Source organism: Streptomyces sp. NPDC025721, from assembly GCF_055558595.1.
This window is the reverse complement of the sequence record NZ_JBVHMF010000003.1, coordinates 275,409-287,994: the sequence shown is the minus strand read 5'-3', so window position 1 is coordinate 287,994 and position 12,586 is coordinate 275,409. Positions and strand designations below refer to the sequence as shown.

Genomic DNA, 12,586 nt, shown 5'->3' with positions numbered 1-12,586 from the left:
CCATGCTGCGCCGTACCCTCCTCACCCCGCAGGGCATCGCCGTACTCGCCGGTCTCACGCTCGTCGTGCTCGCCGCGGTCGTCGGCCCCTTCGTGTTCGACCACGCGGCCACCACCCGGAACATCGCGGGCCGCCAGGCACCGGTCAGCCTCTCCCACCCCTTCGGCACCGACGAACTCGGCCGCGACCTGTTCGCCCGCACCGTCGTCGCCACCCGCCTGTCGGTGCTGCTGACCCTGGGCGCCGCGGGCATCTCCGTCGCGGGCGGCGTCGTGCTCGGCATCGTCGCCGCGGTGCTGCCGCGCGCGCCGCGCCGCCTGGTCACCGCCTTCATCGACATCCTGCTGTCGTTCCCGTGGCTGCTGCTCGCGCTGTTCTTCTCCGTCATCTGGGGGGCGACGGCGCGCGGTGCGATGTTCGCGATCGGTTTCGCGGGCGTCCCGGTCTTCGCGCGCCTGGTCTCCACCCTCGCCTCGTCGGTCGCCAACACCGACTACGTGCACGCCGCGCGGCTGGTCGGCAGCCCGCCGCTGCGCACCGCGCGGCGGCACGTCCTGCCGAACATCCTGCCGCCGCTGGTCGTCAACATCGCCGCGCACGCGTCGGCCACGCTGCTCTCCTTCGCCGCGCTGTCCTTCCTCGGCCTGGGTGTGCAACCCACGCAGTACGACTGGGGACGGCTGCTCAACGAGGGCTCCAAGCGCATCTACTCGGCGCCCATGGCGGCGATCGGGCCGGGCATCGCGATCGTGCTCACCGGTGTGCTGTTCTCGCTGCTGGGCGAGGTGCTCAGCCAGTCCCGCGCCCGGACCGTGCACGCCGTACGCCCCCGGTCGGACGGCGCGGGCGTCACCCCGGCCGAGGGCGACGCCGTCGCCGAGGTGAAGAACCTGCGGGTCTCCTTCCGCGCCGACGACGGCTCCCTGGTCCAGCGGGTGCACGGCGTGGACCTGACGATCGGACCGGGGGAGGTCGTCGGCATCGTCGGCGAGTCGGGCTCCGGCAAGTCGGTCACCGCCATGGCCCTGGCCGGACTGCTCGGCCCCGAGGCGCTGGTGGAGAGCGAACGCCTGGTCTTCCGCGGCATCGACATGGAACGGCGGCCCAGGGCCGCCGAGCGCCGCAGGCTCGGCCTGGAACAGGCGATGATCTTCCAGGACCCGCTGTCCTCGCTCAACCCGGCCCTCACCGTCGGCCGGCAGCTCACCGAGGCCAGCGAGATCCACGCGGGTGTGGCGCGCGGCGCCGCGACGAAGCGGGCCCTGGACGCCCTCGCCCTGGTGCGCATCCCCGACCCGGAACGGCGGATCCGGCAGCTGCCCCACGAGTTCTCCGGCGGCATGCGGCAGCGCGCCATGATCGCGATGGGCCTGATGGGGACGCCCCGGCTGATCATCGCCGACGAGCCCACGACCGCCCTGGACGTGACGGTGCAGCGGCAGGTGATGCGCGCGCTGCGCGACGCCCGCGAGCGGACCGGCGCCGCGATCCTGCTGATCTCCCACGACATCGCCCTGGTGAGCGGCTTCTGCGACCGCATCGCCGTCATGCGGGACGGCGTGGTGGTCGAATGGCTGGACGCGCGACGGCTGGACGAGGCGCGGCACCCGTACACGCGCGGTCTGATCGCCTGCGTGCCCGACATGACGACCGACAGGACCCGCGCGCTGCCGGTGGTCGGCGTCGCCACACAGGAGGAGGCGACCGCGTGAGCACGCTCGAATTCGACCACGTCACGGTGCGCTTCGGCCACGGCCGGGCCGCCCAGACCGCCGTCGACGACGCCTCGCTCGTCGTCCGCTCCGGCCGGACGCTCGGGCTCGTCGGCGAGTCGGGGTCGGGCAAGTCGACCATGGCGCGGGTCGCGGTGGGACTGGCGCGCGCCGACGCGGGCACCGTACGCCTCGACGGCGTCGACCTCACCGCCCGCTCGCGTGAGGCCAGACTGGCCCGCCGCCGGGTGCAGATGGTCTTCCAGGACCCGCTCGCGGCGCTCGACCCGCGAATGCCCGTGGGCGTCTCCGTCGCGGAGGGCCTGCTCGCCACCGGGCGGCGGCTCAACCGGACCGACCGGGAGACACGGGTCCGCGAACTGCTCGACCTCGTCCACATCGACCCGTCCCGGGCGGGCGACCGACCGGCCCGCTTCTCCGGCGGCCAGCGGCAACGGATCACCATCGCGCGGGCGCTGGCGGCCGAACCCGCCGTACTCGTCGCCGACGAGATCACCTCGGCGCTCGACGTCAGCGTCCAGGGCGTGGTCCTCAATCTGCTGCGCGAGCTCCAGAGCGAACTCCACCTGACCATGCTGTTCATCTCGCACAACCTCGCCGTGGTGCGCTACGTGAGCGACGAGGTCACCGTCATGCGGGCCGGCCGCGTCGTCGAGCACGGGCCCACCGACGCCGTGCTCGCCGACCCCGCCGATCCCTACACCCGCGAACTGCTGCGGTCGATCCCCGTGATGGGAAGGCCGCTCGACCTCGACGACCTCGACGACGCTTCCCTCGACGACACCGCCGACCTCGATGACACCGCCGACCTCGACACCGGCCTCGACCTCGACGGCACCCCTCGACCCTGAAGACCCCTGAGATCCGGAGGAACACCTGAGATGCGGTCGCCCATGAGCCCCGTGCCCGACCTCGTCCTGCGCCGCGCGCGCATCCCGCGCACCCCGGGGCAGTGGGACCTCGTGCTGCGCGACGGCCTGATCGAGAGCGTCGCGCCGACCGGCGGCGACCTCCCGTCGGCGGCGGCCCTCGACCTCGACGGGCGCTTCGTGCGCCCCGGCCTGTGGGACGCGCACACCCACTTCGACCAGTGGGTCATCCGCAGCCGCCGGGTCGACCTCGCCCCCGCCACGTCCGCCGCGCACGCGGCCACGATCATGCGCGACGCGCTGGCCGCCACCGCGTCCGACCTCCTGGTCGGCTACGGCTTCCGGGACGCGCTGTGGCCCGACGCCCCGAGCCTGGCCGCCCTCGACGCGATATCGGCCGACCGCGGCCTGGTGCTCGTCTCCGGCGACCTGCACTGCGGCTGGCTCAACTCCGCCGCCGCGCGCCGCCTCGGCGTGCGGCCGCCCGAGGACGGCGTGCTGCGCGAGACCGAGTGGATCGGAACGCTCGACGTCCTCGACCGCGACCACCGGCCCGAGACCGCCGACCACCGGGCCGCGGCCCGGGCCGCCGCGGCCAGGGGCGTCGTCGGGATCGTGGACTTCGAGAACGCCGACATCACCCGCTTCTGGCCCGAGCGGGTCGCCGCCGGAGTGACCGCCCTGCGCGTGGAGGCGTCGGTGTGGCCCGACCGGCTCGACGACGCGATCGGCCGCGGCCTGCGGACCGGCGACCTCCTCGAACCGAGCGGGCTCATCACCATGGGGCGGCTCAAGATCGTGGTCGACGGCTCCCTCAACACCCGTACGGCGCTGTGCTGGGACCCCTATCCGGGGCTGCCCGCCGACCACCCGCACCCGTGCGGAGTACAGTCCGTCGCACCCGAGCGCGTCGGGGAACTGCTCGCCCGCGCGGACGCGGCGGGCATCGCGGCGGCCGTCCACGCCATCGGCGACCGCGCCAACACCCAGGTGATCGACGCCTTCGAGCGCCTGGGCATACCGGGCACCGTCGAGCACGCCCAGCTCGTGTCCGCCGCCGACTTCGCCCGCTTCGGCCGGCTCGGCCTGGTCGCGAGCGTGCAGCCCGAGCACGCCATGGACGACCGCGACGTCGCCGACACGCACTGGGCGGGCCGCAGCGACCGGGCGTTCGCGTTCCGCTCGCTGCTGGACGCGGGGGCGACCCTCGCGCTCGGCTCCGACGCGCCCGTCTCGCCGCTCGACCCGTGGGTGGCGATCAGCGCCGCCGTCTCGCGCAGCCGCGACGGCCGCGAGCCGTGGCACCCGGACGAGCGGATCACCCGCGAGGCGGCCCTGTCCGCGAGCGCCCGCGGCCGGATGGACGTGACGGCCGGTGACCCGGCCGACCTCGTCGTCCTCGACGAGGACCCGCTGGAGCTGGACGCCGAAGCGCTGCGCACCCTGCCGGTCGCCGCCACCGTGCTGGGCGGCCGGCCCACCTGGACGAACCTGTAGGAGATCCGATGCCCACCCTCATCACACCCGCCGGCATCGAGGTCCATTACGAGACCGACGGCGACCCGGCCGGGCGTCCGCTGGTGCTCGTGCACGGCGGCGGCGCCCAACTCATCGGCTGGCACGACGCGTTCGTGGCGATGTTGGCCGACGCGGGCTTCTACGTCGTACGCCCGGACAACCGGGACGTCGGGCTCTCCCAGCAGACCGGCGGACCCGACGAGTTCGCCGCCACGTACGACCTCTCCGACATGGCCGACGACGTCGTCGCGCTCCTCGACCACCTCGGCATCGGCCGCGCGCACCTGGCCGGTATGTCGATGGGCGGCTACATCGCGCAGTTGGTCGCGATCGAGCACCCCGGACGGGTCGCGAGCCTGGGCCTGATGTCGACCTCGCCGTCGAGCGAGCCGGAGTTCCTGGTCGGGACGCACGGGGACGGTCAGCCGGTGTCGCGGGCGCCCGAACGGCTGGACCGCGCGGCCTACATCGAGATGTTCGTCGGCGGCCAGCGGAACTACCAGTCGCCGGGCTTCCCCTTCGACGCCGAGGAGTCGGCCGCCCTCGGCGCCCGCTACTACGACCGGGTCTACCGGCCCGACGGCCTGGTGCGGCAGTGGAACGCCATGCTGCGCGGCCCGTTGGAGCGCCGCGACGACCTGCGCGAGGTCACGGTGCCGACGCTGGTCATCCACGGGCGCGGCGACCAGTCCCTGCACTGGCGGGCCGCGCTGGCCTTCGCGGAGATCATGCCGCGGGCCGAGGTGCACCTCTACGAGGAGATGGGCCACGACATCCCGCGCGAGCTGTGGCCCGACTTCGTCCGCGCGTTCGCGCGCACGGCGGCGCGAGCGGAGCGGAGCGACCATGCGTGAGACCCCCGAGTACACCGGCGGCGGCCTCGCCTGGGCCGCGGACCTGCTGCGCGGACACCCCTGGGCGACCATGGTGTCCAACGGCGCCGACGGCGCGGGGCCCGTCGTCTCGCACTACCCGTTCCTGATCGAGGAGCCCGAGGAGTCCGGGGCCCCAGAAGACTCCACGGCCCCCGGCGAACTGGTGCTGGTCAGCCATGTCGGCCGCCCCGACGAGGCGCTGCACCGGCTCGGCACCCAGGAGCTGTGCGTGGTCGTCTACGGCCCCAGCGGCTACATCTCGCCGAGCTGGTACGACCTGCCCACCGCCGTTCCCACCTGGAACTTCGCCACCGCGCACCTGTACGGCGTGCCCGACATCCTCCCCGACGAGGAGAATCTGGCCGTCCTCGACCGGCTCGTGGCCCACTTCGAGGCGCCCGTGCCCAACCCGTTCCTGATGCGCGGCACGGCGGAGAACGCCGCCTACGCGCAGCGCATCGTGCACGGCACGGTCGGCTTCCGCATGCGGGTCACCCGCGCCGTCACCAAGGAGAAGATGAGCCAGGACAAGCCAGAACCGGTCGTCGCGCGCATCCTCGCGGCCCTCGACGGGGACGGCCCGTACGCGAACCCCGGCCTTGCCGCGCGGATGCGCGCCGTGCGCGACTGACCGCGCCGTGCCCGGCGCCGTCGCTCAGCGGCGGCTGGCGCCGAGCAGCCGCACCCGGCAGGCGAGTTCGACCGCGAAGCGCGTGTCCGGGTCGTCGAGGTCGAGCTGGAGCGTGTCGCGGACCCGCTTGAGCCGGTAGCCGACGGCGTTGGGGTGCAGATTCAGCTCGCGGCCCGCGTGGGCCAGGGAGTTGCGGTGCGACAGGTAGGCGAGCAGCGTCTGCACCGAGATGTGCGCCCGCTCGGGTCCGAGCGCGTCCAGCGGCAGCAGGATGTCCGCCAGCAGGCTGCGGCTGGTCGGGGAGGCGTACACGTCGAGCAGCACCCGGCGCAGGCCCGTCACGTCCGTCAGTTCGACGCTGCCGAGGCGCCCGGCCGCGATCGCGGAACCGGCGGCGATCCGCGCCTCCGCGGCGGACGAACGCAGCCCCGCCGCCCCCGTCTGCGGGGTGCCGAGGCCGAGCGTGTACTCCCACCCGTGCCCGGTCAGGCCGCGCGCGTACTCCTGGAGCCGGACGGCCACCTCCCGCAGCCGCCGCTGGTGGTCGCCCGCGCCGTGCTCCTCGGTGCTGACCAGGAGCAGGTCGTCCTGGACGAACGCGACGTGCCACATCTCGTCCCGGCCGTCGACCAGTTGGAGCGCGAACAGCTCAAGCGCGGGCTGCACGCTGCGCGGAGCCCGCGCCTCGGGGTTGTCGAGGCCGGTCGGGATCAGCCAGGCCGCGACGTGCGAGAGCTGGAGGGGGAGCCCGAGCATCGCGGCCTGGCCGACGAAGCCCTCGACCCGGTGGGACTCGGCGAGCACCAGCTCGACGATGAGGTCCGACCGCGACTGGGTGGGCGCGAAACGGTCGCTGATCTGGCGCTGGGCGGCCCGCGACAGCAGCGAGGCGACGACGGGCAGGGCGATGGCCATCGCCGGGTCCGACCGGTTCCCGACGAGCCGCCCGATCGGCACCTCGCCGACGCAGACCGCGTCGGCCGCCGACCAGGTCACGGTGGCGTCCTCCACCACGGCGAGCTCCGAGCCGAGCATGCGGTTGGCCTCGGCGAGGATGTGCTCGGGCGTCCCGTCCGGTCCCGCCGCGGCCTCGGTGGCCTTCTCGATGGCGTGCGTCGCCCGCATGATCGCCTCGGACGCGCCGCCCGACAGCAGCCGGTCGACCACGAGGGCCAGATCGGCCGACCGCGCGCCGGGAGCGGCGAAGACCGGCACACCGCCGCGGTCGGCGAGCACCCTGGCGGTGTCGGGCAGGGTCAGCTCGGTCGTGAACACGAGCCCCGCGACCTCGCGCGCGCTCGCCTGACGCAGCGCCACGTCCAGCCGGTACGGCGGCGGGTGCTCGGTGCCGGGCACGATGACGAGGGTTCCGGCGGGCACGGTGCCCAGCAGGTCGAGCGGCGAGACGTCCACCCGTACGACGGCGCGCCCGTCCGCGGGCCCGGCGCGGTGCCGGATGCCGAGGCGGTCGCCCTGGGCGGCGAGGTCGGAGACGGTCAGTTGTGCCATCAGCACAGTATGACGCGATTCTCTGGACTCTCGGGCCATAGGTGCGGTCAGGGCGTCGCCATATCGTGAGGCCCATGGTTCACACACCCCTCGACGCGCCCGCCCCTCACAGGGCCTCCGCCGTCGCGGCCTCAGACGTCGCGGCGCTGGCCGCGGGCACAGCGATCTTCGGCACCGGGGGCGGCGGGGCGGTCTACACCTCGCAGATCGTCGCCGAGGAAGCGCTCCGCGCGAACGGCCCGGTGCCCCTGGTCACCGTCGACGATCTCGGCCCCGACGACCTGGTGATCCTCATGTCGGGCATCGGCGCCCCCACCGTGGGCATCGAGATGCTCTCCTCCAACCGCCAGGTCGACCTCCTCGTCCGCGAGGCAGAGGCCGTCGCCGGCCGCCCCATCACCGCCCTCATGGCCGCGGAGATCGGCGGCAGCAACGGCGTCGGGCCGGTGGGCTGGGCCTCCCGCCTCGGGCTGAAGCTGCTCGACGCCGACGGCATGGGCCGGGCCTTCCCCGACGCGGCGATGGTCGCCATGAACGTCGCCGGAGTCCCGTGCGACTTCTCCGTCCTGAGCGACGTGGTCGGCAACGTCTCGGTGCTCAAGACCGTCGACCTGCACTGGCTGGAGCGGCACGCGCGCGCCCTCACCGTCGCCAGCGGCTCCATCTGCCTCGGCGTGCACTACCCCCTCACGGCCGAGACGGCCAAGGGCGCCGTCGTCGAGGGCACGGTCAGCGCCGCCATCCGCGTCGGCCACGCCCTGCTCTCCTCACCCGAGCCGGTCGCCGCCGTGGCCGCGGAGCTCGGCGGCTCGATCCTGCTCACCGGCAAGATCACCGACCTCGACCGCCGCACCGTCGGCGGTTTCTCCCGCGGCTCCGTGACGATCGCCGGTACGGGCACCGACCGCGGCAGGCTCCAGCGCCTGGAGATCCAGAACGAGAACCTGGTCGTCCTGGAGGACGGCGAAGTGCTCGTGAGCGTCCCCGACAACGTCACCATCATCGACGCCGAGACCGGCCACGCGATCACCACCGAGATGCTGCGGTACGGCCAGCGCGTCTCCGTACTCGCCTGGGCCTGCGACCCGATCTGGCGGACCCCGCGCGGCCTGGAGCTGGCCGGACCGCGGGCGTTCGGATACGAGCTGACCTACACCCCCTTCGAAGGAAGCACCCGATGACGGCCACGCGCGATCTCTCCATCGGCGTCGACGTCGGCGGCACCAACACCGACGCCGTCGCCATCGACAGCACCGGCACCGTGCTCGCCCACACCAAGCAGGCGACGACCGACGACGTCACCGGCGGCATCAGGGCCGGAATCGCCCATGTGCTCACAGCGCTCGGCGAGGACCGGTCACGGGTCTCACGGGTCATGCTCGGCACCACGCACGCCACCAACGCGATCGTCGCCCGGCGGCAGCTCGACCGGGTGGCGACCATCCGGCTCGGCGCCCCGGCGGCGACCGAGTACCCGCCGCTGCTCGGCTGGCCGGGCGATCTCGCCGGGCTCATCCTGGCCGGGTCCGCGATGGTCGGCGGCGGCCACATGGTCGACGGCACACCGATCGCGCCGCTGGACCGGGACGCCATCCTGCGCTTCCTCGACGGCCTCGACCACTTCGACGCCGTCGCCGTGACCGGCATCTTCAGCCCCTCGATGCCGGACCAGGAACTCGAGGTCGCCGAACTGCTCCGCGCCCACCTCGGCCCCGACGCGCGCGTCTTCCTCAGTCACGACATCGGTCCCACCGGTCTGCTGGAGCGGGAGAACGCCACCGTCCTCAACGCGGCGCTGCACAGCGTGGCCCGCTCGGTCACCGAGGCCCTGGTGACGGTCGTCGACGAGGAAGGGCTCGACGCCGTCACCTTCTTCGCGCAGAACGACGGCACGCTGATGTCGCTGGACTACGCGGCCCAGTACCCGGTGCTCACCATCGGCTCCGGCCCCGCGAACTCCATCCGCGGCGCGGCCTACCTCTCCGGCGCCACCAACGCGATCGTCATCGACGTCGGCGGCACCACCTCGGACCTGGGCGTCGTGGTGAACGGATTCCCCCGCGAGTCCACGCTGCCCCGCGAGATCGGCGGCGTACGGACCAACTTCCGGATGCCCGACATCCTCAGCCTCGGCGTGGGCGGCGGTACGACCATCGACCCGGTGACCGGCGCCGTCGGACCGGGCTCGGTGGGCTACCGGATCGCGACGGAGGGCCTGCTCTTCGGCGGCCGGACGCCGACCCTGACCGACGCTGCGGCCCTCGCGGGCGCCTCGATCGCCGGACGGACCCTCCCCGCCCAGACGGCCGCCAACGAGCAGGCGCTGCGCGCCGCCCTGGAGCGCGCGCACGTGCTGATCGAGGAAGCCGTGGAACGGCTCTCCCTCGGCCGCGCCGACCTGCCGCTCGTGGTGGTCGGCGGCGGCGGCTTCCTCGTACCCGACGACCTGCCGGGCGCCGGTCCCATCGTGCGGCCCGACCACGGCGACGTGGCGAACGCGGTGGGCGCCGCGATCTCGCTCGCCGGAGGCCGCGCCGACCAGATCAGCCCGCTGGAGGACCGGGAGGCGGCCATCGCCCAGGCGTCGGAGGCCGCGATCGCCAAGGCGATCCAGGCGGGCGCCGACCCGCTGGAAGTAGCGGTCGTCGACGTGCTGGAGACCCCCGTCCCCTACAGCGACCGGCCGACCGTGGAAGTGTCGGTCAAGGCCGCGGGACCGCTGGCGCGGCTCGGCGAACGGGCCGCGGCGCGGTGACGGGGTTCACCGCGGGTGACGCGGCGCTCGCCGACCTTGTGGCGCTGCGCCGCGCACTGCACGCCCACCCCGAGGTCGGCCTCGACCTGCCCCGGACGCAGGCGGCGGTCCTCACCGCGCTGGACGGCCTCGGCCTGGAGATCACCACCGGGCACGGTCTGACGTCGGTGACGGCCGTGCTGCGCGGCGGCCGGCCGGGCCCCGTCGTCCTGCTGCGCTCCGACATGGACGCCCTGCCGGTCCTGGAGGCCACCGGCCTGCCGTTCGCGGCGGCCAACGGCGCCATGCACGCCTGCGGCCACGACCTGCACATGGCGGGCCTGGTCGGCGCGGCCCGGCTCCTCGCGGCCCGCCGCGCGCAGCTGCCCGGCACCGTCGTGTTCATGTTCCAGCCCGGCGAGGAGGGATACGCGGGCGGTCGGCTGATGATCGAGGAAGGCGTCCTGGACGCGGCGGGCGAGCGCCCGGTCGCCGCGTACGCCGTCCATGTCGACTGCGTGACGCCGAAGGGCCGGGCGGTCACCCGGCCGGGTCCGATGATGTCGAGCGTCAGCGCGCTGCACATCCGGGTGACCGGGACCGGGGGCCACGCCGCCTACCCCCACCACGGGTTCGACCCGGTCCCGGTGGCGGCCGAGATCATCCTCGCGACGCAGTCCTTCGTGGCGCGCCGGATACCGGTCGCCGACCCGGCCGTGGTCTCGGTGACCCGTGTCTCCTCCGACTCCGCCGCGGGCAACGTCCTCGCCGCCTCCGTCAGCCTGGAGGCGAACATCCGCGCCCTGTCACCCGCGACGCTCGCGCTGGTACGTGACGAACTCCCGGCGCTGGCCGTCGCGCTCGGCGAGGCGCACGGCTGCGCGGTCGACACCGAGTACGTCGAGTCGTACCCGGTGACGGTCAACGACCCGGCAGAGACCGAGCGGGTGCTCGCGGTGCTCGACGAGCGCTACGGCGACCGGGTGGTGCGCCTGCCGTTCCCCGGCATGGCCTCGGAGGACTTCGCCTACGTGCTCGAAAAGGTGCCCGGCACGCTGGTCTTCCTCGGCGTACGGCCCGAGGACGGTACGAGCGGTCCGATGCACTCCGATCGGGCGGTCTTCGACGACTCCCGCCTCGACGAACACGCGGCGCTCCTGGCGGAACTGGCATGGCGCCGCCTCGCGGGCCGAGGGGCGCCGCGCCCGCGGTGACCGCTCAGCCGAGCGCGCGCTCGAACAGGCGCGAGAGGACGATCGCGCTCCGGGTCCGGTAGAGCCGGTCGGTGCGGCGGATCTGCTCGATGGTGTCCTCCGACTCCGCGATGGAGCCCGCCAGGACACGGACCAGGGCGTCCGCGTCCCCCGACACGTTCCACACCCCGACACGTTCGAAACAAACGTTCAAGGAGGACATTGTGCACGCAGAAACCACCGTTCCGCAGCGCCGGGTGAGCCGTCTCGCCAACAACTACGCGCCCCTTCCGGTGCGGGCCGAGTCCGCACGGGGCGTCTGGGTCACGGACGCCTCGGGCAGCCGCTTCCTCGACATGCTCAGCGCCTACTCCGCGATGAACTTCGGCCACGGCAACCCCACCCTGCTCGCGGCGGCCCACGACCAGCTCGCGGCCATGACCCTGATCAGCCGCGCCTACGACCACACCGAGATGGAGCGGTACGCCGCGGCCCTCTGCGACCTGGCCGGCAAGGACATGATGGTGCCGATGAACACCGGCGGGGAGGCCGTCGAGACCGCCATCAAGGTCGCCAGGAAGTGGGCCTACGAGGTCAAGGGCGTCCGCGAGAACCGGGCCGAGATCATCGTGGCCTCCGGCAACTTCCACGGCCGGACGACCACCGTCGTCGGCTTCTCCGACGACCCCGACGCCAGGAACGGATTCGGACCGTTCACCCCGGGCTTCGTGACGGTGCCCTACAACGACGCCGCGGCCCTGGAGGCGGCGATCACCCCCGACACCGCCGCCGTGCTGCTGGAGCCGGTGCAGGGCGAGGCCGGTGTGATCATCCCCGACGCGGGCTATCTGCCCGCGGTGCGCCGGATCTGTGACGAGCGGGGCGTCCTGTTCCTCGCCGACGAGATCCAGTCGGGCCTGGGGCGCACGGGGGAGACCTTCGCCTGCGACCACGTCGGAGTGACGCCCGACGTCTACATCCTGGGCAAGGCGCTCGGCGGCGGCATCGTCCCCGCGTCCGCGGTGGTCGCCGACAGCGACATCCTCGGTGTCCTGCGCCCGGGGCAGCACGGCTCGACCTTCGGCGGCAACCCGCTGGCCTGCCGGATCGGGACCGCCGTCGTCGGCCTGCTGAAGACCGGGGAGTACCAGGAGCGCGCCCGGAGCCTGGGGGCGCGACTGCGGGACGAGCTGACGCCGTTGGTCGGCCAGGGGCTGGTCTCGGTCCGGACCATCGGGCTGTGGGCGGGGATCGACGTCGACCCCGCGCTCGCCACCGGCCGTACCGTCTGCGAGGAACTGGCCCGGCGCGGCGTCCTCGCGAAGGACACCCACGGCTCCACCGTGCGGCTCTCGCCTCCCCTGGTGATCGAGCCGAGCGAGCTGTCCTGGGGCGTCGCCCAGCTCGCCGACGTCCTGCGGGCGCTGGCGTAAGCGGGTTCCGCCGTCCACGGGACGGCAGTGACGAGGGCCCAGGATCCGGCGGTGGTGATGGACGGTGGGCCCATCGCCGCCGGTCGGCGCC

At 73.7% G+C, this 12,586-nt stretch carries 11 protein-coding genes; 9 read left to right on the top strand and 2 right to left on the bottom strand.

Annotated elements, in window-relative coordinates; genetic code table 11:
- Positions 1–2 precede the first annotated feature (2 nt).
- Genes ACZ4EF_RS07410 through ACZ4EF_RS07390 form a run of 5 tightly spaced genes read left to right on the top strand, consistent with a single transcriptional unit; the run spans position 3 to position 5,626 of the window.
- Positions 3–1,712: a dipeptide/oligopeptide/nickel ABC transporter permease/ATP-binding protein gene (locus ACZ4EF_RS07410; RefSeq protein WP_401306865.1), complete on the top strand. Its 1,710-nt coding sequence runs from the start codon at positions 3–5 to the stop codon at positions 1,710–1,712.
- Positions 1,709–2,584, top strand: coding sequence for an ABC transporter ATP-binding protein (locus ACZ4EF_RS07405; RefSeq protein WP_467503261.1), 876 nt, complete (start codon positions 1,709–1,711; stop codon positions 2,582–2,584). Before ACZ4EF_RS07410 ends, ACZ4EF_RS07405 begins: the two co-directional genes overlap by 4 nt.
- 30 nt (positions 2,585–2,614) lie before the next feature.
- Entirely contained in the window at positions 2,615–4,099 is a 1,485-nt protein-coding gene (locus tag ACZ4EF_RS07400) for an amidohydrolase (protein WP_467503259.1), read from the top strand.
- A gap of 8 nt (positions 4,100–4,107) precedes the next feature.
- The gene (locus tag ACZ4EF_RS07395) at positions 4,108–4,974 is read left to right on the top strand and encodes an alpha/beta fold hydrolase (RefSeq protein WP_355332835.1); all 867 of its coding nucleotides are present in this window, start codon (positions 4,108–4,110) and stop codon (positions 4,972–4,974) included.
- Positions 4,967–5,626 (top strand): FMN-binding negative transcriptional regulator, encoded by a 660-nt coding sequence (locus ACZ4EF_RS07390; RefSeq protein WP_355332832.1) that lies wholly within the window; start codon positions 4,967–4,969, stop codon positions 5,624–5,626. The genes ACZ4EF_RS07395 and ACZ4EF_RS07390 overlap by 8 nt, the downstream gene beginning before the upstream one ends.
- Before the next feature lie 24 nt (positions 5,627–5,650).
- Here ACZ4EF_RS07390 and ACZ4EF_RS07385 read toward each other — a convergent pair whose 3' ends face one another.
- Positions 5,651–7,135: a PucR family transcriptional regulator gene (locus tag ACZ4EF_RS07385; RefSeq protein ID WP_355332829.1), complete on the bottom strand. Its 1,485-nt coding sequence runs from the start codon at positions 7,133–7,135 to the stop codon at positions 5,651–5,653.
- A gap of 74 nt (positions 7,136–7,209) precedes the next feature.
- Here ACZ4EF_RS07385 and ACZ4EF_RS07380 point away from each other — a divergent pair, with 74 nt between their 5' ends.
- The 3 genes from ACZ4EF_RS07380 to ACZ4EF_RS07370 are packed head-to-tail and all read left to right on the top strand — an operon-like array spanning position 7,210 to position 11,083.
- Positions 7,210–8,316: a DUF917 domain-containing protein gene (locus tag ACZ4EF_RS07380; protein WP_391046362.1), complete on the top strand. Its 1,107-nt coding sequence runs from the start codon at positions 7,210–7,212 to the stop codon at positions 8,314–8,316.
- Complete coding sequence (locus ACZ4EF_RS07375; RefSeq protein ID WP_401721273.1) at positions 8,313–9,890, top strand: hydantoinase/oxoprolinase N-terminal domain-containing protein; 1,578 nt, start codon at positions 8,313–8,315, stop codon at positions 9,888–9,890. The genes ACZ4EF_RS07380 and ACZ4EF_RS07375 overlap by 4 nt, the downstream gene beginning before the upstream one ends.
- Positions 9,887–11,083 (top strand): M20 metallopeptidase family protein, encoded by a 1,197-nt coding sequence (locus ACZ4EF_RS07370; RefSeq protein ID WP_391046365.1) that lies wholly within the window; start codon positions 9,887–9,889, stop codon positions 11,081–11,083. The genes ACZ4EF_RS07375 and ACZ4EF_RS07370 overlap by 4 nt, the downstream gene beginning before the upstream one ends.
- A gap of 4 nt (positions 11,084–11,087) precedes the next feature.
- Here ACZ4EF_RS07370 and ACZ4EF_RS07365 read toward each other — a convergent pair whose 3' ends face one another.
- The gene (locus tag ACZ4EF_RS07365) at positions 11,088–11,276 is read right to left on the bottom strand and encodes an Lrp/AsnC ligand binding domain-containing protein (RefSeq protein ID WP_355332819.1); all 189 of its coding nucleotides are present in this window, start codon (positions 11,274–11,276) and stop codon (positions 11,088–11,090) included.
- 10 nt (positions 11,277–11,286) lie between these two features.
- Here ACZ4EF_RS07365 and rocD point away from each other — a divergent pair, with 10 nt between their 5' ends.
- Entirely contained in the window at positions 11,287–12,495 is a 1,209-nt protein-coding gene (rocD, locus tag ACZ4EF_RS07360) for an ornithine--oxo-acid transaminase (protein WP_467503255.1), read from the top strand.
- Positions 12,496–12,586 lie beyond the last annotated feature (91 nt).